This is a genomic window from Aeromonas taiwanensis (assembly GCF_000820165.1).
Lineage (GTDB): Bacteria > Pseudomonadota > Gammaproteobacteria > Enterobacterales > Aeromonadaceae > Aeromonas > Aeromonas taiwanensis.
On sequence record NZ_CDDD01000067.1, the window covers coordinates 1 to 23,675 of the forward strand.

At 63.9% G+C, this 23,675-nt stretch carries 20 protein-coding genes; 10 read left to right on the forward strand and 10 right to left on the reverse strand.

What is annotated here, in order from left to right:
• From BN1136_RS12230 to BN1136_RS12250, 5 genes are all read right to left on the reverse strand, one after another.
• On the reverse strand, positions 1-216 hold a 216-nt coding region (locus BN1136_RS12230; protein WP_043808566.1), incomplete at its 3' end, for a hypothetical protein.
• Between the two features lie 95 nt (positions 217-311).
• Positions 312-968, reverse strand: coding sequence for a Bax inhibitor-1/YccA family protein (locus BN1136_RS12235; RefSeq protein ID WP_043759751.1), 657 nt, complete (start codon positions 966-968; stop codon positions 312-314).
• Positions 969-1,400: 432 nt separating this feature from the next.
• Positions 1,401-2,702 (reverse strand): sulfatase-like hydrolase/transferase, encoded by a 1,302-nt coding sequence (locus tag BN1136_RS12240; protein WP_167332222.1) that lies wholly within the window; start codon positions 2,700-2,702, stop codon positions 1,401-1,403.
• Entirely contained in the window at positions 2,638-3,429 is a 792-nt protein-coding gene (locus BN1136_RS19910; protein WP_167332223.1) for a radical SAM protein, read from the reverse strand. The genes BN1136_RS12240 and BN1136_RS19910 overlap by 65 nt, the downstream gene beginning before the upstream one ends.
• 306 nt (positions 3,430-3,735) lie before the next feature.
• Positions 3,736-4,647, reverse strand: a complete 912-nt coding sequence (locus BN1136_RS12250) for a helix-turn-helix transcriptional regulator (protein ID WP_231557874.1) — start codon at positions 4,645-4,647, stop codon at positions 3,736-3,738.
• Between the two features lie 130 nt (positions 4,648-4,777).
• On the opposite strand from BN1136_RS12250, the gene BN1136_RS12255 reads away from it, so the two are divergent.
• The 3 genes from BN1136_RS12255 to BN1136_RS12265 all read left to right on the forward strand — a co-directional run bounded on the left by BN1136_RS12255 (position 4,778) and on the right by BN1136_RS12265 (position 8,504).
• On the forward strand, positions 4,778-6,934 hold the full coding sequence (locus BN1136_RS12255) for a TonB-dependent siderophore receptor (protein ID WP_043759755.1): 2,157 nt from the start codon (positions 4,778-4,780) through the stop codon (positions 6,932-6,934).
• 97 nt (positions 6,935-7,031) lie between these two features.
• The gene (locus BN1136_RS12260) at positions 7,032-8,078 is read left to right on the forward strand and encodes an alpha/beta hydrolase (protein ID WP_043759757.1); all 1,047 of its coding nucleotides are present in this window, start codon (positions 7,032-7,034) and stop codon (positions 8,076-8,078) included.
• A gap of 144 nt (positions 8,079-8,222) precedes the next feature.
• On the forward strand, positions 8,223-8,504 hold the full coding sequence (locus BN1136_RS12265; RefSeq protein WP_043759759.1) for a DUF6719 family protein: 282 nt from the start codon (positions 8,223-8,225) through the stop codon (positions 8,502-8,504).
• Between the two features lie 57 nt (positions 8,505-8,561).
• Here BN1136_RS12265 and prpF read toward each other — a convergent pair whose 3' ends face one another.
• The 4 genes from prpF to prpB all read right to left on the reverse strand — a co-directional run bounded on the left by prpF (position 8,562) and on the right by prpB (position 14,657).
• A complete protein-coding gene (prpF, locus tag BN1136_RS12270) occupies positions 8,562-9,758 on the reverse strand; it encodes a 2-methylaconitate cis-trans isomerase PrpF (RefSeq protein ID WP_043759761.1) in 1,197 nt (398 codons plus the stop codon).
• Between the two features lie 157 nt (positions 9,759-9,915).
• Positions 9,916-12,534, reverse strand: a complete 2,619-nt coding sequence (gene acnD / locus BN1136_RS12275) for a Fe/S-dependent 2-methylisocitrate dehydratase AcnD (RefSeq protein ID WP_197068446.1) — start codon at positions 12,532-12,534, stop codon at positions 9,916-9,918.
• Positions 12,534-13,694: a bifunctional 2-methylcitrate synthase/citrate synthase gene (gene prpC, locus BN1136_RS12280; protein ID WP_043759763.1), complete on the reverse strand. Its 1,161-nt coding sequence runs from the start codon at positions 13,692-13,694 to the stop codon at positions 12,534-12,536. Before prpC ends, acnD begins: the two co-directional genes overlap by 1 nt.
• A 63-nt stretch (positions 13,695-13,757) precedes the next feature.
• On the reverse strand, positions 13,758-14,657 hold the full coding sequence (prpB, locus tag BN1136_RS12285) for a methylisocitrate lyase (RefSeq protein WP_043759764.1): 900 nt from the start codon (positions 14,655-14,657) through the stop codon (positions 13,758-13,760).
• Positions 14,658-15,141: 484 nt separating this feature from the next.
• Between prpB and BN1136_RS12290 the strand changes: the two genes are divergently transcribed.
• The gene (locus BN1136_RS12290; RefSeq protein ID WP_043759767.1) at positions 15,142-16,695 is read left to right on the forward strand and encodes a methyl-accepting chemotaxis protein; all 1,554 of its coding nucleotides are present in this window, start codon (positions 15,142-15,144) and stop codon (positions 16,693-16,695) included.
• Positions 16,696-16,812: 117 nt separating this feature from the next.
• On the opposite strand, the gene BN1136_RS12295 is transcribed toward BN1136_RS12290, so the two are convergent.
• Entirely contained in the window at positions 16,813-18,405 is a 1,593-nt protein-coding gene (locus BN1136_RS12295; RefSeq protein ID WP_043759769.1) for a GGDEF domain-containing protein, read from the reverse strand.
• 88 nt (positions 18,406-18,493) lie between these two features.
• Between BN1136_RS12295 and BN1136_RS12300 the strand changes: the two genes are divergently transcribed.
• The 6 genes from BN1136_RS12300 to BN1136_RS12325 form a co-directional block, all read left to right on the forward strand.
• Positions 18,494-19,138 carry a TIGR01621 family pseudouridine synthase gene (locus BN1136_RS12300; protein WP_043759771.1) on the forward strand — a complete coding sequence of 215 codons (645 nt, stop codon included), beginning with the start codon at positions 18,494-18,496 and terminating at the stop codon, positions 19,136-19,138.
• Positions 19,135-19,785 carry an HAD family hydrolase gene (locus tag BN1136_RS12305; protein WP_043759774.1) on the forward strand — a complete coding sequence of 217 codons (651 nt, stop codon included), beginning with the start codon at positions 19,135-19,137 and terminating at the stop codon, positions 19,783-19,785. The genes BN1136_RS12300 and BN1136_RS12305 overlap by 4 nt, the downstream gene beginning before the upstream one ends.
• Before the next feature lie 240 nt (positions 19,786-20,025).
• Entirely contained in the window at positions 20,026-21,156 is a 1,131-nt protein-coding gene (hppD, locus tag BN1136_RS12310) for a 4-hydroxyphenylpyruvate dioxygenase (RefSeq protein ID WP_043759776.1), read from the forward strand.
• Positions 21,149-22,297 (forward strand): homogentisate 1,2-dioxygenase, encoded by a 1,149-nt coding sequence (locus tag BN1136_RS12315; protein WP_043759778.1) that lies wholly within the window; start codon positions 21,149-21,151, stop codon positions 22,295-22,297. The genes hppD and BN1136_RS12315 overlap by 8 nt, the downstream gene beginning before the upstream one ends.
• 10 nt (positions 22,298-22,307) lie before the next feature.
• Positions 22,308-23,306 (forward strand): fumarylacetoacetate hydrolase family protein, encoded by a 999-nt coding sequence (locus BN1136_RS12320; protein ID WP_043759780.1) that lies wholly within the window; start codon positions 22,308-22,310, stop codon positions 23,304-23,306.
• 72 nt (positions 23,307-23,378) lie between these two features.
• Positions 23,379-23,675 (forward strand): glutathione S-transferase N-terminal domain-containing protein (locus BN1136_RS12325; protein WP_043808569.1); only part of this gene is annotated, 297 nt, incomplete at its 3' end.

Consider the following 23,675-nt stretch of genomic DNA (forward strand, 5'->3'; position numbering starts at 1 on the left):
GGTGAGCTGGATGTCGCCGGTAGCCAGCGCGAAGGCGAGCAGCCCCACGATGGCGAGCAGGACCTTGAGCGCGAAGTAGATGTGACTGTCTGTCAGCAGCCGGCGCAGCAGGCTTGAGAAATCCATGGGCATGGGATGGCGGCAACCCTTGAGCGAATCGAAAGCGAAAGCATAACCCGTCGACAGCGAAATGGCCCTGATTTGGATCAGGGCCATTTCGCATCATCTTCTTGATTTACTGGTTATCCTGACAGAAATAGGAGCCAATAAAAACCCCGCCGAAGCGGGGTTTTGTGCATCATCAGCATCCATCAGTTGCGGTTGCCGCCCAGGAGGCTCAGCAGGCTCAGGAAGATGTTGTAGATGGAGACATACAGGGTGACGGTGGCGGAGATGTAGTTGGTCTCGCCGCCGCGCACGATCTGCTGGGTGGTCAGCAGGATGGCGCCGGAGGAGAACAGCATGAACATGGCGGAGAGGGCCAGGCTCAGGGCGCTCATCTGCAGGAAGATGTTGGCAATCATGGCCACCAGCAGCACCCAGAAACCGACGAACAGCATGCCGCCGATGAAGGAGAGGTCACGCTTGGTGGTCAGGGCATAGGCCGACAGACCGAAGAAGGTGAGCGCGGTACCGCCGAGGGCCGTCATCACGATCTCGCCGCCGCCGTTGTTCATGTACATGTTGATGATGGGGCCGAGGCTATAGCCCAGCAGGCCGGTCAGGGCGAAGGTGAACACCAGCCCCATACCGTTGTCACGGTTCTTCTCGGTCAGGAACATCAGACCGTAGACCCCGATGAGGAACACGGCCCAGTGCAGGGGCGGCAGGTTCATCACGGTCGCTACCCCGGCTACCACGGCGGAGAAGCCAAGAGTGAGGGAGAGCAGCATATAGGTGTTGCGCAGCACCTTGTTGGTGTCGCGCACGGCACCCTGGGTGCCAGTGTAGATAGAACGGGTATCCATCTTGATGTCCTCTTGATTTCCGGGGGAAGCGGCAGAGCCCGCTTCGTTAACGCATTGTATGCACTGAATGTGTGGATGACGAGCGCTGTTTTCAAGCGCCTCCCCACCTGTATGGGACCCACTATTCCAGAGCAAAGATGTATTGCGCATGAACAAGGTGTTGTCACCGCCGGCAGAGTGCTCGGCAGAGTGCCCGGATGAGGGCCGTGCAGATCACGGTCCCGGCCTTGAAAACGGCAACGGACAAGCCTCCAGAAGTGCCATCCTCTTGCCCTGGACTGTGGGATCAGGATCCCGTTTTCTGGGCAACGCTCGCCGCGTATCCGGCAGTGAGGACCGGGGGCGCCTCTGTGGGGAGGGCGGGGGCCAATACCGATATCAGGAAAGATAAGAGCCGGCAACGCCGGCTCTTGGGGGGTATGACATCGGGTATTATTGCGGACCTTTCTGGATGGTGTCCGCGATGATGTTGGACATGTCGAAGCTGGTGCCACCCTGTACCGGCGGGTAGTCCTTCAGGGTCTTGACGTGCTGGGCAACCACTTCGCTGACGGGGGCCAGCAACCAGGACATCTTCTGCATCAGGTGACCCTGGGCATCAATCGTGTCATAGCTCTCGAACGGATCGGCCCGCAGGTTGTAAATCTTGGGCACGGTGAGCGGCACGACGTTGGCGTAGTAATCCTCCTTGGTGGAGAAGTGGAACTTCCACTGTCCCATGCGCACGGCGGTGAGCTTGTCCTCGTAGTAGTAGAGGATGGAGTTGCGTTTGGACTCTTTGGATTGGCCAGTCCAGTAGTCGAGGTTGTTGATGCCATCGATGTACTGTTTCTTCTGCTTCATCATCTCATCGGCCACGTTTTTCACGCCGGCGGCCGCGGAGAGGGTGGTGAACAGATCCTGGTGACCCTGGATGCCATTGAGCACCTCACCGGCCGGGATGTGATCGGGCCAGCGTGCCATCATGGGCACCCGTACGCCGCCTTCGTAGGTGGTCATCTTCTCGCCGCGGAAGGGGGTGGTGGCACCGTGCGGCCAGGAGGAGTGCTCCGGACCGTTGTCGGTGGTGTAGATGACGATGGTGTTCTTGTCCAGACCGTTCTGCTTGAGGTAATCGAGCACGACCCCGATGTCGTGGTCATGCTGCAGCATGCCGCTGCCGTGCAAATCGTACTCGCTCGTGTACTTCTCGGCGGCATAGCGCCACTTGTCGTTGAGTCGGGTATAGAGGTGCATGCGGCTGGTGTTCAGCCAGACGAAGAAGGGTTTCCCATCCGACTTGGCCTTGTCGATGAACTTGAAGGTGGCCGGAATGACCTCCTTGCCGTCGAAATCTTTCATCCGCTCCTGGGTCAGCGGGCCCGTATCGGTACACTTCTGCTTGCCGACTTCGCCAAAGCGCGGTTCGACCGTCTTGTCTTCGGTGCCGCTGGCGTAGCAGTGCAGCACACCACGTGTGCCGAACTTCTCGTCATACTTCTCGGCTGATCCGGCATAGGCCTTGGCAAAGTTCTGATAGTCCCGTTGTTCGGACTCTTCCTGGGTATTGAGGTGGTAGAGGTTGCCGAAGAACTCGTCGAAGCCGTGCGCCGTGGGCAGGGCGAAGTTGCGATCGCCCAGGTGGTTCTTGCCGAACTGGCCGGTGCTGTAACCCTGGGCTTTCAGTACTTCAGCGAGGGACGGGGACTCGGCCTTCAGGCCCAGCGCACCACCCGGCATGCTGACGGTGGTCATCCCCGAACGGATCGGATACTGGCCGGTGATGAAGGCTGCGCGTCCGGCCGTAGAGCTTGGCTGGCGCGGTCTGGCGATAGAGCTTGGGTTCGACCGCAGGGGTGAATTGCACCCGCCAGGTTCCGACCTCATCGACCAGAAAACGGTACACCTCTTTCGGGTGCAGGGCATTGAGGCGGTTGACCACGCACAGGGCAGCAAAGGGAATGTTCGCCTCCCTCAGGCGGGTGGCTGCGGCCATGACCTGCTCGAACGTGGACTTGCCGCTGCGGGTCTTGCGATAGGCATCGTGCAGTGCCTGCGGGCCATCGATGGAGAGGCCGACGTGAAAGTCGTGCTGGCGCAGGAAGGCAATCCAGCGATCATCCAGGGCGATGCCATTGGTCTGCAGATCGTTGGCGATGCGTTGCCCCGGCTTGGCATATCGGGCTTGCAGGGCGACGATCCGCTCGAAGAAGGGCAGCCCCATCAGGGTCGGCTCGCCCCCCTGCCACGAGAACACCACCTCGTTCCCGGTTTGTGCCTCGATGTACTGGCGGATGTGTTGCTCCAGCGTCGATTCGCTCATCTGGCTGTGCTGAGAGTGTTCCAGCAGCTCCGTCTTGTGCAGATAGAAGCAGTAATCGCAATCGATGTTGCAGCGGGCACCACCCGGTTTGACCATGGCGTGAAAACGGTAATGGCGCCCCGCCGGCAAGGGGGGCAGATTCAGTACAGGTATCCTCATGCACTCGTTCCGGGAAGAGTCGATTGTACCAATGTAAACCTAACGTTCTGATTTTCATAGCTATGGTCAGCACAAAAAGTGCCTCGCATGACGCTGGTTTCACGGGGGAATCGTCTCATCAGCCCCGGAGCCTTCCTCCTCTGATGGCGTCTGTCAGGCAGGGATGCGGCAGGGGCTGCGGCACTCTCTGCCCGATGCGGGTTGCAGGTGTCAGGTTCGGGAGGCGCAAAAAAGGTATCCGCAGGTGTTTTCCTGTGTCTGGAATCGTCACATCACCACCGGGTGGGGGCGGGGGAAGGCGATGTACTACTCTTCGCGCTGTCTGGCGATCCGCATCGGTGAGAAGCCGAACTGTTTTCGAAACGCCGTGATGAAGTTCGCCACATGGTCATAGCCGGCGTGGGCGGCGGCGCCTTGCAGGGAGAGGCTGCGCTCCTCCAGCCTGGCCCGCGCCTCCTGCAGTTTTCGCACGCGCAGGTAACGCTGCAGGCTCATGCCGAGCTCTTTTCTCGCGGCCCGCTGCAGGGTGGAGATGCTCATGCCGAGGGTGCCCGCGATGTCGGCCAGGGTCATCTTGTCCACCCTGTCATCCCTGAGCAGCATCTTCAGCCGTGTTGGCTGGTCGTTCTGGCGCTGGCAGGAGGGGGAGGCGGCCTGCTTGAGGTTGGTCATCAGGCTTTCCCACACGCTGAGGGCAAAGGCCTTGCGCATCAACATTTCGGGGGCGTTCTGGCTGCTGGTGAGGTTGAGCGCTTCCGCAATCTGCCCCAGCGGTGGGGACAGGGGCCAGTCGAAGCGGCTCAGATGGCGGCTGAAGGTCTGTGCGAAACACTTGCGATGATCCTGTGCCAGGTTGTGGGCGAGCCAGGCGTGGTCCAGGGAGAGGACGATGCTGCGGCTGCGCACCTGGGCTTTGGCCGCCCCCTGCACCATGTCGGGCTCGGTGTAGAGGATGGCGGTCGCCACTATGGGGTCGGACTCGTGGAAGCGGCACCCCTTGAGCCGGTGAGTGGCGCCATAGGTCATCAGGGCCCGGCTCTCGAGGGGAATAGCGATGATCAGCTGGGGCGGCAGCTCTCGCTCGGTGGCGAAGTCGGCCTTGTGAACGATGTCCTTGTTGTGAAAGCGAAGACCCTCCTGGATCACCAGGTTCTCCACCCTGCCGGTGAAGCGGCCCCGTTGGCGCGCGCTGGTATCCCTTGCCACTGTGTCAGTCATGTGCAATTTGACCATGTCGAAGAGTGAAATGACCACACCGCAAAACTGCGGCGGAAGATGGAGTGATATATTAGCCCCCGGAAAATTAAATGAAAATGATTATCATATCTATCTTGGGGTCACTCTTACTATGGTTGTCTTGAAGGATAAAGCGTTAAGCCCGCTGGCTCTGGCCGTCTCTGCCGCTCTGACCGTCACCCTTGCCGCTCCGGCCGGGGCACAAACACCGGACATCAGCCCGGATGAAACCCTGGTCGTCTATGGCAACCCGCTCTACGGGATGTCGCCGTCGGAGGAGACGGGCGGCTATGGGGTCGACTCGGCCACCGTCGGCACCAAGACGCCGGCGGCCCTGAAAGACATCCCCCAGTCGATCACCGTGCTGACCAACGACTACATCGAAGAGCGCAACTTCGTGGCGGTGGACGATCTGGCCAAGTACACGCCGGGTCTGCGCACCCTGGTCAACGACAGCGGCCGCTCCTCCATCTTCTCCCGCGGTTATGAATACGACGAGGTGAACCTCAACGGCCTGCCGTCGCCCATGCAGAGCAAGTACGGCACCCTGCCGTCGCTGGCGGCGGTGGATCGGGTGGAGATCATGCGCGGCCCCTCCGGCCTCTTCAACAGCACCAGCGAGCTGGGGGGCGTGATCAACATGGTGCTCAAGCGTCCGACCGACGTCTTCAAGGGCTCGGTCACGGCGCGCTATGGCAGCTGGGACAGGCACTACCTGGAGGCGGACATGGGGGGCGCACTCAACGACGAGGGCTCAATGCGCGGTCGCGTCGTGGTGGCCAACGCCGACATCAAGAACCAGGTGGACTACAACAACAACGACAACGGCACCTACTACGGCACCCTGGAGTTCGATCTCTCGGATCGTACCCGCCTCTCCGTCTACGCCCTGCACCAGACCAAGGACATCCTGCCGACCAACGGTCTGCCGGCGTACAAGGACGGCACCCAACTCGACATTGGCCGCAGCACCTACCTGGGGTCGGACGAGGACTTCTTCGACGCCGACACCACGGATGTGGGTGCTTCGCTGCAGCATGCCTTCGCCAACGGCGGGGTCGGCCAGGTCTCGGCCCGCTACATGGATCACGACATGCGGCTGGAGCAGACCTTCACCAACGGTCCCGTTGACGCGGCGGGTAACACCGGGCTGATGTTCAACGGTCAGGGGAACCAGCAGAAGAACATGGCCTTCGATGCCAACTACAGCCAGATGTTTGGCTTGTTTGGCCACAAGAGCGAGTTCGTGCTGGGCTCTGACTACAAGCGTTATGAGTCGGATATCCAGACCTACACCAACCGCAACCTCGGCAAGATCAACGTGTTCGACTTCGATCCGACCACGGTCGCCAAACCGACCTACAGCTACACCAAGAACGATCACGAGGAGCAATCCGAGCTGGGCCTTTATGGCAAGGTGACCTGGCGGTTGATGGAGCCGCTCGCGGTGATCACCGGGGCTCGCGTCTCCTGGTACGATCTGGATGTCGTCAGCACCACCCTGAGCTCGGGGGCCCAGAGCGGCGAGTCCGCCGCGTTCAATGGCAAGTTCACCCCTTACGCGGGCGCCGTCTATGACCTGAGCGACGAACACGCTTGGTATGCCAGCTACTCCAAGGTGTTCAAGCCCCAGACCAGTCAGGACGAGAGCGGCAACCTGCTCAAGCCCCGGGAGGGCAGCCAGTGGGAGACCGGCATCAAGTCCTCGCTGCAGGACGGCCTGCTCAACACCCGGGCGACCCTCTTCCTGATGAAGGACGACAACATCGCTGCCCAGGCCTACGACGATCAGGGCATCGCCATCACCAATACCTACTGGGCCACCGGCAAGGTGGAGACACAAGGGGTGGAGCTGGAGGCGAGCGGCTACCTCAGCCAGAACTGGATGGTGATGGTCGGCTATACCTTCACCGACATCGAGGAGAAGGCGGGGGATCACAACCCGAAATTCGACACCATCCCCCGTCACGCTCTCTCACTCTGGACCGACTACCACCTGGCCGACTGGGTGCAGGGGCTGCACCTTGGGGCCGGGATGACGGCGGTGAGCGACTACGGCTTCAACCAGAAGGGAGTCGAGACCCACCAGGGGGGCTATGCCCTGTTCGATGCGGCGGTGCGTTACGAGATCAACGACAGGATGCAGGCGACCCTGAACCTCTACAACCTCTTGGATCGCGAGTACTTCTACCGGGTCGGCTCCACCAGCACCTTCAACATGTACGGCGAGCCGGCGAACCTGATGGCAGGCTTCACCTACAAGCTGTAACGACCGACGACAGCAGGGCCTGCGGGCCCTGCTGCCTTCTCTGTGTGCCGCCCGGCGCGGGATCCCCAAGGCTGGCGACACGACTCTGGTTCATCCAATGACAAGACTCATCACCCTGCTGCTCACCATGATCACACTCTCTTCTGCCCACGCAGACATGCTCCACTACGCCCAGCGCTTCACCCATCATTCGACCCTGCTGGAGGAGACGCGGCAATACAGCGTCTCTCTGCCCCAGGAATATGAACGCGAGCCCGGGGCGCGCTTCCCCGTGCTCTATCTGCTCGATGGGGAGAAGAGCCTGTTGGAGGTCGCCGGCATCACCCGGGCCCTGCGGGCCGGGCTCAATCCGGCGATCCCCCCCCTCATCATCGTCGCGGTGCACAACACCGACCGGATGCGGGATTACACCCCGAGCCACACCATGACCTTGCCCAATGGGGCACCGGCGGGGCCAGGCTATGCCGTGACGGGGGGCGGCCCCCGGTTCCTGCGCTATCTGAGCGAGGAGCTGCGCCCCCTCATCGAGGAGAGGTTCCGGACCCAGGCGCCGGCCCTGCTGGTGGGCCACTCCCTCGGCGGGCTGCTGGCGCTCGATGCACAGGCGCGGGATGGCGGCCAGTTCCAGGGGGTGATCGCCATCGACGCCAGCCTCTGGTTCGACTATCCCCACAACGAGCAGCGCATCGCGAAGGGGTTGACCGGGCCGCTCAGGCACGCCTCCTCGCTGTTTATCGCGGTGGCCAACAACCCCTTCACCCCGGGATTCGGGCGCTCGGCGTTTCACCGGGATCGCCTGCAGCAGTTTGCCCGGCAGGTGGTGGGAGCTCCCGGCCCGAACCTGCACGTCACCAGCCGCTACTTCGAGGAGGAGGATCACCACAGCGTCTACCACCCCGCCGTCTATCAGGGGTTGCAGTGGCTGTTTCGGGGCTACCGGCTGGATGTGGCGCCCGAACTCTTCAGCCGTCAGGCGGTGATCGCCCGTTTTGATGCCCTGAACCGCCACCTCGGCGGTGCACTGCGCCCGGAGTTGGGGAGCCTGAGGGACATCAGGGAGAAGGCCGCGCGCTGGCCGCAGATGGCGATCCCCGTGGCCGAGGTCGATGCCCTGCTGGCCCACTACTACGGGCCTGAGCAGTGAAGGGCTGGGGCCGGGTGTTTTCTGCCTGTGTCTGGAATCGTCACAGCGCCGCCGGGCGCGGGTGTCGGCCCGGGGGCGTCGCTGGGTACACTGCCGGAACAAGGGGCGCCGGTTCGGCACCCCGACAGAGGCAGGGAGTGAGCTATGGCGGTTGCAGGAAAGAGGGGGGGCGTGCTGGCACTCTGGTGTGGCGCACTCCTGATGTCGGGGTGCAGCGTGCTCGCGCCCGTGCCCATCACCTATCTGAGCCAGGATCCGCCCCCCGGCAGGCTGCCCCACGGGGAGACGGTCTATGTGGATGACGGCCGGTGTCCGGCGGGCCAGGTGAAGCGGCTCATCGGCGGGGATGCGAAGCAGAACATCCCGCGCAAGGTGGAGTGCGTGCCACGCCCACAACAAGAAGGGGAGTGGTGGACAGGGTTTTAAAAAACAAGCCCGGGCGCGGGCCCGGGCTTGTTCGTCTCCAGGGGGAGGCTTGCCGGGCTAGAAGGCATCCCCCGGCACGCGCACCCAGCCCTCCATCAGGATGCGGGCGGAGCGGGACATCACCGCCTTGGTGACCGTCCACTCCCCGTCAACCTGCCGCGCCTGGGCCCCGACCCTCAGGGTGCCGGACGGATGGCCGAAGCGCACCGCCTCCCGCTCGCCGCCCCCGGCGGCCAGGTTGACGAGGGTGCCCGGTATGGCCGCCGCCGTGCCGATGGCCACGGCGCAGGTGCCCATCATGGCGTGGTGCAGCTTGCCCATGGAGAGGGCCCGCACCAGCAGATCTATCTCGCCAGCAATAATCTCCTTGCCGCTGGCGGTGCGGTAATCCTTCGCCGGCGCGACGAAGGCAATTTTCGGGGTGTGCTGGCGGGTGGCCGCCTCTTCTGCGGTCTTGATGAGCCCCATGCGAAGGGCCCCGGCGATGCGGATCGCCTCGAAGCGGGCCAGAGCCTCGGGATCCGTGTTGATCTGCTCGCGCAGCTCCGTGCCCATATAGCCGATCTCCTCGGCATTGACGAAGACGGTGGGGATGCCGGCGCTGATCAGGGTTGCCTTCAGCACGCCGCTCTTTACAACAGACGCGGGCACCTCCAGCTCGTCCACCAGATTGCCGGTGGGGAAGAGGGCGCCCTCTTCGCCGTCATCGGAGGGGTCGAGAAACTCCAGCACGATCTCGGCGGCGGGGAAGGTGACGCCGTCCAGCTCGAACGCGCCGGTCTCCTGCACCTGGCCGTTGCTCACCGGCACCTGGGCAACGATGGTCTTGCCGATATTGGCCTGCCAGATCCGCACCACGCAGATGCCGTTGTCCGGGATGCGGGCTGGATCTACCAGGCCCGCATGGATGGCGAAGGCCCCCGCGCCGGTGGAGAGGTTGCCGCAGTTGCCGCTCCAGTCCACGAACGCCTTGTCGATGGCGACCTGGCCGTAGAGGTAATCCACGTCGTGATCGGGCTGGCTGCTCCTGGAGAGGATCACGCACTTGGAGGTGGAGGAGGTGGCGCCCCCCATGCCGTCAATGTGGGCGCCGTAAGGGTCGGGGCTACCGATGACGCGCAGGAAGAGCGCGTCCCGGGCCGGGCCCGGCACCTGGCAGCGTTCGGGCAGGTCCTGCAGCCGGAAGAAGACTCCCTTGCTGGTGCCGCCGCGCAGATAGGTGGCCGGGATTCTGACTTGTGGTGTGTGGGCCATAGAGAATGTCCTGAGAAGAGTCATAGTTCCTTCTCCCTCTGGGAGACGGTGCCCGAAGGGCGGATGAGGGGATTTCCCCTCACCCCAACCCTCCCCCAAAGGGAGAGGGTGCTTTTACGCCTTCCCCTTTTTCAAAGGGGCGGAGCGGGGTTGCGAGTTAGCTTGCGGCCTTGTGCGCTGTCGACGCCAGGAAGTCCTGGGCGAAGCGTTGCAGCACACCGCCCGCCTCGTAGACCGCGACCTCCTCGGCGGTGTCGAGGCGGCAGGTCATGGGTACCTCGACCACCTCGCCGCTCTGGCGGCGAATGACCAGCGTGAGATCGGCGCGGGGCTGGCGCATCCCCACCACATCATAGATCTCGGTGCCGTCCAGCCCCAGGGTCAAGCGGGTGGTGCCCGGCTTGAACTCGAGCGGCAACACCCCCATGCCGATCAGGTTGGTGCGGTGAATGCGCTCGAAGCCTTCCGCCGCTATCACCTCCACCCCGGCGAGCCGCACCCCCTTGGCCGCCCAGTCACGGGACGAGCCCTGACCGTAGTCGGCGCCGGCGACGATGATGAGGGGCTGCTTGCGGGCCATGTAGGTTTCGATGGACTCCCACATCCGCATGACCCGGCCGTCCGGCTCGACGCGGGCGAGGGACCCCTTCTTCACCGCGCCGTTCACCACCGCCATCTCGTTGACGAGCTGGGGGTTGGCGAAGGTGGCGCGCTGGGCGGTCAAATGATCGCCGCGGTGGGTGGCGTAGGAGTTGAAGTCCTCCTCCGGCAGGCCCATCTTCGCCAGGTATTCTCCCGCCGCGCTGCTCGGCAGGATGGCGTTGGAGGGGGAGAGGTGGTCGGTGGTGATGTTGTCCGGCAACACCGCCAGGGGCCGCATGCCGCGCAGGGTACGCTCACCGGCCAGGGCCCCCTCCCAGTAAGGGGGACGACGGATATAGGTGCTTTGGGGACGCCAGTCGTACAGAGGCGCCACTTTCGGTCCGTGGTCTTCCTCGAGGGTGAACATGGGGATATAGACCTGGCGGAACTGGGCCGGCTTCACCGAGGCCTTGACCACGGCGTCGATCTCCTCGTCGCTCGGCCAGATGTCCTTGAGGCGCACCTCCTTGCCGTCCACCACCCCCAGCACGTCCTTCTCGATGTCGAAGCGGATGGTGCCGGCGATGGCATAGGCCACCACCAGGGGCGGGGAGGCGAGGAACGCCTGCTTGGCATAGGGGTGGATGCGGCCGTCGAAGTTGCGGTTACCCGACAGCACCGCCGTGGCGTAGAGATCCCGGTTGATGATCTCCTGCTGGATGGCGGGATCCAGGGCGCCGGACATGCCGTTGCAGGTGGTGCAGGCGAAGGCCACGACGCCAAAGCCGAGCCGCTCAAGCTCGCTGTCCAGCCCCGCCTCTTTCAGGTAAAGCGCCACTGTCTTGGAGCCGGGCGCTAGGGACGACTTGACCCAGGGCTTGCGCACCAGACCGAGCCGGTTGGCGTTGCGCGCCAGCAGGCCCGCCGCAATCACGTTGCGCGGGTTGCTGGTGTTGGTGCAGCTGGTGATGGCGGCGATGATCACGGCGCCATCCGGCAGCAGGCCGTCCGCCTCCTGGGCGCGGGCCTTGTCCAGATCCACCGCGATGCCCCGTGTGGCGAGTTCGGCCACCGGCAGGCGGCGATGGGGATTGGAGGGGCCGGCTAGGGTACGCACCACGCTCGACAGGTCGAAGTGCAGCACGCGCTCGTACTGGGCGCCCGCCAGGGCGTCGGCCCAGAGGCCCGCCTCCCTGGCGTAGGTCTCCACCAGTTTCACCTGGTCGTCATCGCGACCGGTGAGCTTGAGGTAGTCGAGGGTCTGCTGGTCGATGAAGAACATGGCCGCGGTGGCGCCATATTCCGGCGCCATGTTGGAGATGGTCGCCCGATCGCCGAGGGTCAGGGCCGCGGCCCCCTCGCCGCGAAACTCCAGATAGGCGCCGACCACCTTCTCCTTGCGCAGGAATTCGGTGAGGGAGAGCACCAGGTCCGTGGCGGTGATGCCGGGCTGCGGCTTGCCGGTCAGCTCCACGCCGACGATCTCCGGCAGCCGCATCCAGGAGGCGCGGCCCAGCATGACGTTCTCTGCTTCGAGACCGCCCACCCCGACCGCGATGACGCCGAGGGCGTCCACGTGGGGGGTATGGCTGTCGGTGCCGACGCAGGTGTCGGGGTAGGCAATACCGTGGTCCGCGTGGATGACGGGGGACATCTTCTCCAGGTTGATCTGGTGCATGATGCCGTTGCCCGGCGGGATCACCTCGATGTTCTTGAAGGCCTGCTTGGTCCAGTTGATGAAGTGGAAGCGATCCTCGTTGCGGCGATCCTCGATGGCGCGGTTCTTCTCGAACGCATCGGGGTCGAAGCCGCCGCACTCCACGGCCAGCGAATGATCGACGATGAGCTGCACCGGCACGACCGGGTTGACCTTGGCGGGATCGCCCCCCTGATCGGCGATGGCGTCGCGCAGGCCCGCCAGATCCACCAGGGCGGTTTGGCCCAGGATGTCGTGGCAGACCACCCGGGCCGGGAACCAGGGGAAGTCCCGATCGCGCTTGCCGTGCACTATCTGGCCGAGGCACTCGGTGAGAATGGCCGGATCGCACCGGCGCACGAGGTTCTCGGCGTGCACGCGGGCGGTGTAGGAGAGCCGGTCCCAGCTGCCAGGGGCGATGGCGTCGACCGCCTCACGGGCGTCGAAGTAGTCCAGAGCCGTGCCGGGCAGGGGCTTGCGGTATTGAGTGTTGATCATCACTTGCGCTCCTTGAGCGGCACGAAGGCCAGATCTTCCGGGCCGACGTAGTTGGCGCTCGGGCGGATGATCTTGCCGTCGATGCGCTGCTCGATGACATGGGCCGACCAGCCGGCGGTGCGGGCGATGACGAACAGCGGGGTGAACATGGCGGTGGGCACCCCCATCATGTGGTAGCTGACGGCGCTGAACCAGTCGAGGTTCGGGAACATCTTCTTGGCATCCCACATCACGGCCTCGAGGCGTTCGGCGATGTCGAACATCTTGGTGCTGCCCTGCTCCTCGGCGAGCTCCTTCGCCACCTGCTTGATCACCTTGTTGCGGGGATCGGAGATGGTGTAGACCGGGTGGCCGAAGCCGATGATGACCTCTTTTCTCTCGATGCGGGCGCGGATGTCCGCCTCCGCCTCGGCCGGGTTCTCATAGCGCTTCTGGATCTCGAAGGCCACCTCGTTGGCACCGCCGTGCTTGGGGCCGCGCAGGGCGCCGATGGCGCCGGTGACGCAGGAGTACATGTCGGAGCCGGTGCCGGCGATGACACGACCGGTGAAGGTGGAGGCATTGAACTCGTGCTCGGCGTAGAGGATGAGGGAGGTGTGCATGGCTCGCACCCAGGAGTGGCGCGGCTTCTCACCGTGCAGCAGGTGCAGGAAGTGGCCGCCGATGGAGTCGTCGTCGGTCTCCACCTCGATGCGCTTGCCGTTGTGGCTGAAGTGATACCAGTAGAGCAGCACTGAGCCCAGGCTTGCCATCAGCTTGTCGGCGATGTCCCGGGCGCCCGGGTGGTTGTGATCGTCCTTCTCCGGGGCGAGGCACCCGAGCACAGAGACGGCTGTGCGCATCACGTCCATGGGGTGGGCGGAGGGGGGCAGCTGCTCCAGGGCGGTTCTGACCCCGGTGGGCAGGCCGCGCAGGGCCTTGAGTTTGGCCTTGTAGGCGGCGAGCTCAGCCACGTTGGGCAGGTGCCCGTGCACCAGCAGGTGGGCTATCTCCTCGAACTCGCAGCTGGTGGCTACGTCCAGGATGTCGTAGCCGCGATAGTGCAGATCGTTGCCGGAGAGGCCCACGGTACACAGGGCGGTGTTGCCGGCGGGGGTGCCGGAGAGGGCGACGGATTTCTTCGGCTTGAAGCCGGCGGTGGTTTCAGAAATGGCGCTCATCACATATCTCCTTGATTCAGTCCGTTGAGGCACCGGCCGCCGGCATGGGCAGCCGATGGTCGGTTATTCCTTGGTCGACGGGTCCTGGGTGAACAGTCTGTCCAGGGTCTGTTCGTAGTGGTGGTAGCCGAGGAAGTCGTAGAGGGACTCCCGGGTCTGCATGGTGTCGACCACGGCCCGCTGGTGGCCGTCACGGCGAAGCGCCTGATAGACATTGAGGGCGGCCTGGTTGGCGGCGCGGGCGGCGCTCAGAGGGTAGAGCACCATGTCGACGCCGTGGGCCGCGAGCAGCTCCTTGTCAAACAGCTCTGTCTTGCCGAACTCGGTCATGTTCGCGAGGATGGGCACCCCGGCCACCTGCTTGAAGCGGTCGTACTGGTCCAGTTCGGTGACCGCCTCGGCGAAGATCATGTCGGCGCCGGCCTCTGCATAGGCGGCGGCGCGCTCCAGGGCCGATCCCAGCCCCTCTACCGCCAGGGCGTCGGTGCGTGCCATGATGACGAAGCTTTCGTCCTGGCGGGCATCCACCGCCGCCTTGATCCTGTCCACCATCTCTGCGGTGGAGACCACGGCCTTGTTGGGCCTGTGGCCGCAGCGCTTCTGGGCCACTTGATCTTCCATGTGCACGGCAGCCACACCGCCACGCTCGAAGGCGCGGATGGTGCGGGCGATGTTGAAGGCGCCCCCCCAGCCGGTGTCGATGTCCACCAGAAGCGGTACCCGGGTGGCGGCGGTGATGCGTTCGGCATCGATCAGCACGTCGTTCATGGAGGTCATGCCGAGATCCGGCAGGCCATAGGAGGCGTTGGCCACCCCGGCACCGGAGAGGTAGAGAGCCTTGAAGCCGCTGCGCTCGGCCATCAGCGCCATGTAGGCGTTGATGGTGCCGACGATCTGCAGGGGCTTCTCGTTGGCCAGGGCAGTGCGAAAACGCGTCCCGGCCGAGGGGGAGAGGTTGGACATGGTGACTCCTGTCATGGTGTTCATGTGTGGCTGTGGATACTGGCTGTGAATACCACCATCTCACACTACGTTTACGTTAACGTCAATTATGCTTAGGTCCAAGGCCCGTCCGCCTGTGGGCGTGAGGGCCTTCCTCTCTTATTAATCCAGGTAATTCAATAAGCTATCTATCCATGCCCCGGGCGGAGCTGGCCAGATGCCTCTGCTTGTTGTCGATGAGACAGCGGGAAAGGTGTCCCATGACGGCAAGTTCAAGGGAGAGGCGAGGGAGCCCGACCCTATGCGGTAATCCCCGGGACCGGCACCGGCAAGGTGGGCAAGAAACGGATCCGGGTGCAGGATCTCGGCGGGGCGGGCGAGGGTTGAGCCCCCATCACAAGACCGGACGAGGCCCCTCAGCCATCCCTACTCTTTGCGGGGGCATATTGTTGTGGCCGAAACGCTTGACTACGCTAATTGAGCCATTACACAAGAGGCATGCGCTATGGGTAAACAACAGGTTCATCTTGTCAACGAAGAAGTGGATTTTTCCGTTCATGAACAGCTGGTCTCCACCACGGATCTGCAGGGGGTCATCACCTATGCCAATGATAACTTTTGCCGGGTGGCGGGATACAGCCGGGCGGAGATGATTGGCCAGCACCACAACATGGTGCGCCACCCCGACATGCCCAAGGCGGCCTTTGCCGATCTCTGGAGCAAGCTGAAACAAGGCAAACCCTGGCGTGGCATGGTGAAGAACCGTTGTAAGGATGGACGCTACTACTGGGTGGATGCCTATGTCACCCCCATCTTCGAGCAGGGGCGGATCAACGGCTACCAGTCGGTGCGCAGCCGCGCCGTTCCCGAGATGAAGGAGGTGGCCGCCCGCACCTACGCCAGACTGAAGGCGGTGGAGCGGGGGGAGCGCAAGGCCGTGCTGAGCCTGCGCCCAATGCGCCACGGGCTCGCCATCGTCGGTCTCTTGCTGATGCTTGCCGGTGGCATTTACGCGATGGGACCCTGGGCCCCCCTGTTCACCCTGCTGCCCCTGGTGTGGCTGGGGCTGCTCTACCGTCATGCCCTCTTCTCCACCCCCCGTTTCCTGCGCCAGCTCGCCGAGGAGTACGACAGCCTGACCCGGCTCATCTATTCGGGGGATGAGCCCAGCGCCATCGCCGACTTCCATATCAAGTTGCTGCAGGCCAGGATCCGTACCGTCCTTGGGCGGGTGGATGACGCGACCCTCTCCCTGCAGGAGCTGGCGGCCCATCTCAAGACTGCCTCCAGCGAGGCCAGCGCCGACATCGCCGAGCAGGATATCCAGACCCAGCAGGTGGCGACGGCCATCACCGAGATGGCGGCGACGGCCCACGAGATCGCCCGCAACATCCAGGAGACGGACAACCAGATCGCCCATGCCAAGGCCCACTGCGAGCATACCGACCAGCAGCTGGAAGAGACCCAGCAGCGGGTCACCGAGCTCGCCACCCAGGCGGAGCACGCCTTCACGGCCGCCGTGGCGCTGGCCGAGGAGTCGGATCGCATCGGGGTGTTGATGAACGAGATCCAGGGGATCGCGGATCAGACCAATCTGCTGGCGCTCAACGCCGCCATCGAGGCGGCGCGGGCGGGTGAGCAGGGGCGCGGCTTCGCGGTGGTGGCGGACGAGGTGCGTACCCTCTCCACTCGTACTCACAAGGCGACCGAGCAGATCCAGGGCAGCATAGGGCAGATCCAGCGCACCCTGAACAGCTGGAAAGGGATGATGCAACAGAACCTGCAGCAGACCCAGTCCTGCGTGGCCCTGACCCGGCAGGGGTCGGAGAGCCTGCACGAGGTGCTGACGGAGATAGAACGGGTGGTGGATCTCTCGACCCAGATTTCGGCGGCAGCCGAGCAGCAGCAGGCGGTGGTGGAAGACATCAGTCGCAACGTCAACGCCATCTCCCAGCACTCCCATACCAACAGCAGCAAGATGCAGGACATGGACGCCTCGAGCGACATCCTGCTCACCAAGGCGTGCCAGCTCAAATCCCTGGGGCAGACCTTTGGCTAGGTTTCGTCATTTCCGTCATGCAAGAAGGCCACCCCTGGGGTGGCCTTCTTGCATTGGATCGCGGCAGTGGTGAGAGTTGTTCTGCCTGTCTGCCTGTCTGCCTGCCCTGCTGCTCCGTCAGCCGGATTGCTCCGCCAGGGTGATGAAGCTGCCGCTCTTGTCGCAGTACATGGCCTTGTCTGCCTGGATGAGCCACTGCTCCGGGCTCCAGTCATGCTGGTAGTGGCTGATCCCTATGCTGATCCCGACCTGCATGGGCTGGTCGTTCACCACGAAGGGGGCCTGCATGGCCTGGCGGATCACCTCGGCTATCTCCTCTGCCTGATGGGTGGTGTACGCGGGCAGCAGCAGAATGAACTCGTCCCCCGCCAGACGGGCGAAGTAGCACTGGTGGCCGATGGCATCATGGATCCGTCTGGCCAGCTGGCAGAGGATGGCATCCCCCTGGCTGTGGCCGAAGTTGTCATTGATGCGCTTGAAGTCGTTGAGATCGCAAAACAGCAGGCAGCCCGGGTTGGCGCTCTGTACCTGCTCCTTCAGCTGCTCCATCAGGCTGAGCCGGTTTGGCAAGCCGGTCAGGGGATCGAGGCGGGCCAGCTGCAGTATCTCTTGCTCGCGCTGCTGGCGCAGGGCCACCTCCCGGTTCAGGCGCTTGTTGCAGAGCAGCAGATAGAGGGAAAGCAGCAGGATGAGGGCGCCCACTCCCAGGCTCAGCAGGAACCAGGGGCGCCAGAATATCCACTGATCCGACGGCACCTGATAGAGGAAGCGGCGCAGGGCCACCGGTTTGGCCACGAGCCCTATCTCGACGAGCTGCTGCATGATATGGGCGAAGCGATCCGGATTCATATACCCGATCTCCACATAGAGCGGCTGGATCATCTCCTTGCTCATCTGCAACTCGTATTCCATGTGGGCTTGGCTGCGGTTGACGCCATATTCCGTGCGCAGCAGGGCGATGGCCTCCTCGGGGTGGGCGAGGGCGTAGCGCCATCCCTTCAGGCTCGCCGCCCGAAAACGCGCCACCCGATCCGGGTTGAGCTGCTCCTGTGCCTGGGTGGTGAAGAGGATGTCGCTGTAGAAGTCGACGCCGTAGTTGCGGGGGTTGATGACGGAGACCGAGATACCGCGCTCCTCCAGATAGAAGGGCTCGTTGCTCAGGTAGGCGTTGAAGATGTCTATCTTGCCCGTGATGAGATCGTCGATGTTGACCGAGGTCGGCACCGGGATGAGCTGGCGTTCGTGGAGCCCCTGATAGTAGAGGGTGGCCATCAATTCGGCATCCTGATGGCCGGGAAACATCATGATCCGTTTGCCACGCATGTCGGCAACGGTGAGAATGCCGCTGTCGCGGCGGGCCAGGAAGATGGACGGAGAGTGCTGGTAGACACTGGCGAGCGCCAGCAGAGGCTCTCCCCGGGCATAGCCGGTCAGCACCTCGGTATTGCCGACCCCGAAGTCGGCGCGCCCGGCCAGTACCTCTTGGACGGGGCTGATCCCCTTGCCGCCGGGACGGATCTCGACATCCAGTCCGGCATCGGCATAGAACCCCTTGGCCTTGGCCATGTGATAGCCCACAAACTGGGGCTGGTGCAGCCAGCGCAGCTGCAGGACCACCCGGTCCGGCTGTTCCTGGGGGCGTTCACTGGCCAGGAGGGGCGACGCATAGCTGGCGCCAAGCAACAAAAGCCAAAACAGGCATCTTCTCATTCGTGCGATTCTTGTGCTGAGGGTCCATGGGGATGGCCAGCAGGCCCGCATTCAATTTTTTAACATATTACATTCTAAAGGGTTATACATGTACCGGATACAGCTGCAGCACAAAGATTTCTTGGTGATCAACAAGAGCCCGGGTCTTGGCATGCACGACGACGCCGGCGAGCCGGGTCTGGTCAATCTGGTGCGAGCCGACACCGGGCTGGAACTCTACCCCGTTCACCGCCTCGACAAGATGACGTCCGGGCTGGTGCTGCTGGCCCGCACCCCGGAAGCGAACCGCGCGCTCAGCATGGCGTTTGCGGCGAGGGAGGTGAGCAAGCAGTATCTGGCGCTCTCGGATCGCAAGCCGAAGAAGAAGCAGGGTTGGGTGAAGGGAGACATGGAGAAGGGGCGTGGCGGTAGCTGGATGCTGACCCGCACCCAGGAGAACCCCGCCATCAGCTGGTTCGATTCGGTGTCGGTGCTGGAGGGGTTGCGCCTCTATCGCATCAAGCCCCAGACCGGCAAGACCCATCAGATCCGGGTGGCCTTGAAGAGCATAGGTGCCCCCATCCTCGGGGACGAACGCTACGGCGGGACCGCGGCCGATCGCGGCTACCTGCACGCCTGGCGCCTCGCCTTCACCCTGGCAGGGGAGGCGTTCGACCTCGTCTGCCCGCCCGACGAGGGAGAGCGCTTCTTGCTGCCCGAGTTGCACGCCGCCATCTCGGGCCTGGCCGAATGAGCGATCAAAAGCGGATCCCCGGTTCGGGCTGGATCCTGGCGGATTTTGACGACACTCTGGCCCCGGGAGACAGCCACGCCGGCTTGCTGCGCCATATCCTGCGCCGCCGTGGCTGGCCGCTGCTGCTGTGGCCGGTGATCGGGCTGGGCGGGCTCGTCTATCTGCTGCCTCACCTGCGCCGGCAGGGGCTCACGCTTATCTGGTGGGCCATCACCCTGGGGCTCTCTCCCCTGGCGTGGCGCGCTCTGGTGCGGGAGTACAGCCTCACCCGGCCCGGCCTGTATCCGGAGGCGCGCGCTCTCCTGATGGGGGAAGGAGCGCGTTGCTGGATCATCTCCGCGAGTCCCCGTGCCCAGGTGCGCGCCCAGCTCCATCGGCGTTTGCCAAAGCTGCCTCACCGAATCATCGGCTCACGGATGTGCTATCGCTCTGGCGGCCTGGTACCCCGTGTCTACTGCCATGGGCCGCACAAGCTGCTGCCGGAAATCCGGCAGCTCGACGTCGCCCTTGCCTTGAGCGACAGCCTGCACGATCTGCCGCTGCTGGCGCTCGGGCGAGAGGCCTGGCTCGTCAATCCCACTCACCGTCGCCTGCAACAGGCCCGGGCCCGTCTGCCTCACCTCAGGGTGAAAACCTGGCGCCTGTAAGGCAAAGCTGACAGCCTGGCGACCCCGCCGGAGGCTGTCCACAAGGGCGCGGCCTCAATGTCACATTTCATTTACATCTTGTGGCGGCGACCTCCGACCAACTATCTGATGCCTGCCTCTTCTCTTTCGTGGTGCCGATACCTCTAATGAAACAAGTTATTAACAACGCCGGTGGTGGCTGTCTGTAGCGTCCTTCCGGTGTGACCCGTTTCGTCATCAGCCCATCGCAAGGAGCGCATCATGACCACCCCCTCTTCCCGTACTCACACCATCAACCCCCTCGGGACCGATGGCTTCGAATTCGTCGAGTACACGGCCCCGGATCTCAAGGGCATTGCGGCCCTCAAGGCGCTGTTCGTCTCCCTGGGGTTTGCCGAGGTGGCCAAGCACAGGCACAAGCAGTGCTGGCTCTATCGCCAGGGTGACATCAACTTCGTGGTCAATGCCGAGCCCCACTCCCAGGCGGAGGAGTTCGCCAGGGCCCACGGACCGAGCGTGTGCGGCATGGCGTTCCGGGTGGCCGATGCGGGCCTTGCCCAGCAGTATGCCATCGCCCAGGGAGCCAAGCCGTTCGTCGGCAAGATAGGGCCCATGGAGCTCAATATCCCCGCCATCTACGGCATCGGCGAGAGCACGCTGTCGTTTGTGGACCGCTACGGCGAGCGGGGATCCATCTATGACGTGGATTTTGTCTTCTACCCGGACTGGCAGGCGCGCATGGCCGAGGTGGACGCGGGACTCTATGAGATCGATCACCTGACCCACAACGTGCACCGCGGCAACATGAACCTCTGGTCGAATTTCTACGAGCGGATCGGCAACTTCCGCGAGATCCGCTACTTCGACATCGAGGGCAAGCTGACGGGGCTGCACTCCCGCGCCATGACGGCTCCCTGCGGCAAGATCCGCATCCCCATCAACGAGTCGGCGGACGACAAGTCCCAGATCGAGGAGTACCTGCGCCAGTACAAGGGGGAGGGGATCCAGCACATCGCGCTGGCCTCCAATGACATCTATCAGACCATCCGCACCCTGCGTGGGCGGGGCACCGGCTTTATGCCGACCCCGGATACTTATTACGAGGGGGTAAACCGCCGGGTCGAGGGGCATCAGGAGGATCTGGCTGCGCTGAAAGCGCTGCGCATCCTCATCGATGGCTCGCCGACGAAGGACGGCATCCTGCTGCAGATCTTCACCGACACCGTCATCGGCCCCGTCTTCTTCGAGATCATCCAGCGCAAGGGGAACGAGGGGTTCGGGGAGGGCAACTTCCAGGCACTGTTCGAATCCATCGAACTGGACCAGATCCGCCGCGGCGTGCTGGATGGCGCCACGCAGGGCGAGAAAAACGGAGCACAGCGCGATGCGTAACTGGATAAGCTTCCCCCATCGGGAGGGGACCCACTCCCGCCAGGCCCACGCCGATCTGCCCGAGCAGGCCATCTACGAGCGCGAGCTGGGTCGCTCGGGCTTCTTCGGCCCTGCCACCCACATGCACCACAAGCACGCCCCCACCGACTGGACCCAGTGGGAGGGGCCGCTGCGACCGCGGGCCTTCGACCTCAACAACTTGCAAGAGGAGGTCCGCTCCCTCTCCCCCTGGATGATGCCGGACATCCTCAGCAACCCCCACTGCCGTTACCGGATCTGGCGCCTGAATGAGCCCATGCCCTTCCTGGTGCGCAACGCCGACGGGGACGAGCTGCTGTTCATCCACGAGGGGGGCGGCGAGTTCTATTGCGACTACGGCCATCTCACGTTGAGAGATGGGGACTACGTGGTGATCCCCCGCGGCACCATGTGGCGCATCGAGCCCACGGCGCCGCTCTTCATCCTGATGATAGAGGCGACGGACGACAGCTATCAGCTGCCGGACAAGGGGCTGGTGGGTAAGCACGCCATCTTCGATCCGGCGGCGCTGGACGTGCCCGCCATCAACGAGCGTTTCCTGGCCCAGCAGGACGAGAACCCCTGGTCGCTGCAGATCAAGCGCCACAACCAGGTCTCGGTCGTCACCTGGCCGTTCAACCCCCTGGATGCCCAGGGCTGGCACGGGGATCTCTGCGTGGTGCGCCTCAACTGGCGGGACATCCGCCCGCTGATGAGCCACCGCTACCACCTGCCGCCCTCGGCCCACTCCACCTTCGTGGCGAGCCGGTTCGTCATCTGCACCTTCGTGCCGCGTCCCATCGAGAGCGACCCCGGTGCGCTGCGGGTGCCCTTCTACCACAGCAACGATGACTTCGACGAGGTGCTCTTCTACCACGCGGGGGACTTCTTCAGCCGGGACAACATCGAGCGGGGCATGGTCACCTTCCACCCCGCCGGCTTCACCCACGGCCCCCATCCCAAGGCGTTTGCGGCGGGCCTGGCCCATGCCAAGACGTTCACCGACGAGGTGGCGGTGATGCTCGATACTCGGGACGCCCTCACCGTCGGCGAGATCTGCGAGAAGGCCGAAAACAGTCAATATGTCACCAGCTGGCAGCGTCCAGGCACCAGCGGCAAATAAGGAATTTCCCATGAAATTGGCAACCCTGAACAATGGCAAACGGGACGGCGTCCTGGCGGTGGTCAGCCGCGATCTGACCCGGGCGGTGCACGTCAGCGAGCTGGCGCCCACCCTGCAGGCGGCCCTCGACGAGTGGGCAGAGCTCTCGCCGCAACTGGCGCTCGTCTATCAGCGGCTCAACGACGGCGACTGTCCCGATGCCTTCCCCTTCGATCAGAATGCCTGCCTCTCCCCCTTGCCACGGGCTTACCAGTGGGCGGACGGCAGCGCCTACGTCAACCACGTGGAGCTGGTGCGCAAGGCGCGCGGCGCCGAGATGCCGGAGAGCTTCTGGCACGATCCCCTGATGTACCAGGGGGGCTCGGACAGCTTCCTGTCGCCGCGGGGCCCCATCGTGATGGGCTCCGAGGAGTGGGGCATCGATTTCGAGTCTGAGGTCGCCGTCATCACCGACGACGTGCCCATGGGCACCAGCCCGCAGGCGGCCGCCAGCCACATCAAGCTGCTGATGCTGGTCAACGACGTGAGCCTGCGCAATCTCATTCCCGGCGAGCTCGCCAAAGGATTTGGCTTCTTCCAGTCCAAGCCCTCCAGCGCCTTCTCGCCGGTGGCCATCACCCCGGACGAGCTGGGGGAGGCGTGGCACGATGGCAAGGTGCATCTGCCGCTGCTGACCCATCTCAACGGCGCCCTGTTCGGTGCCCCCGACGCCGGGGTGGACATGACCTTCAACTTCCCCGAACTGGTCGCCCACGCCGCCCTGACCCGACCCCTCGGGGCGGGCTGCATCATCGGCTCGGGCACCGTCTCCAACTACGACAGAAGTGCCGGCTCCTCCTGCCTCGCCGAGCGGCGGATGCTGGAAATTATCGAGTCTGGTCAAGCCACTACACCCTTCCTGCGCTTTGGTGATACAGTGTCCATCGCGATGCAGGATCGCAACGGACTGAGTCTGTTTGGCACCATTTTGCAGCGGGTCATGCCGGCGGACGCCAGCCAGACGAAGTAAGAAAGCCGGCAAGGACAGAGGCCGGCCAGCGAGCGGCGGGTGCCCTTGCACCTGCCAACACAGGGACAGACTATGTTGCAGTTGTTTGGATATTGGCGTTCATCGGCAAGTTATCGGGTGCGGATCGTGATGCAGCTCAAGGGGCTCGACTACGAGCAGCATCCGATCAATCTGCGGCAGGGAGAGCAGCGGGAGAAAGCCTACCGCCGGATCAATCCCCAGGGGCTGGTCCCCTTTCTGGCGGACGGCGAGGTGCAGGTCGGCCAGTCGGTGGCCATCATGGAGTACCTCGACGAGACTTACCCCGCCCACCCCCTGATGCCGTCCGCCCCCCTGGAGCGGGCCCGGGTGCGCCAGATCGTCAACATG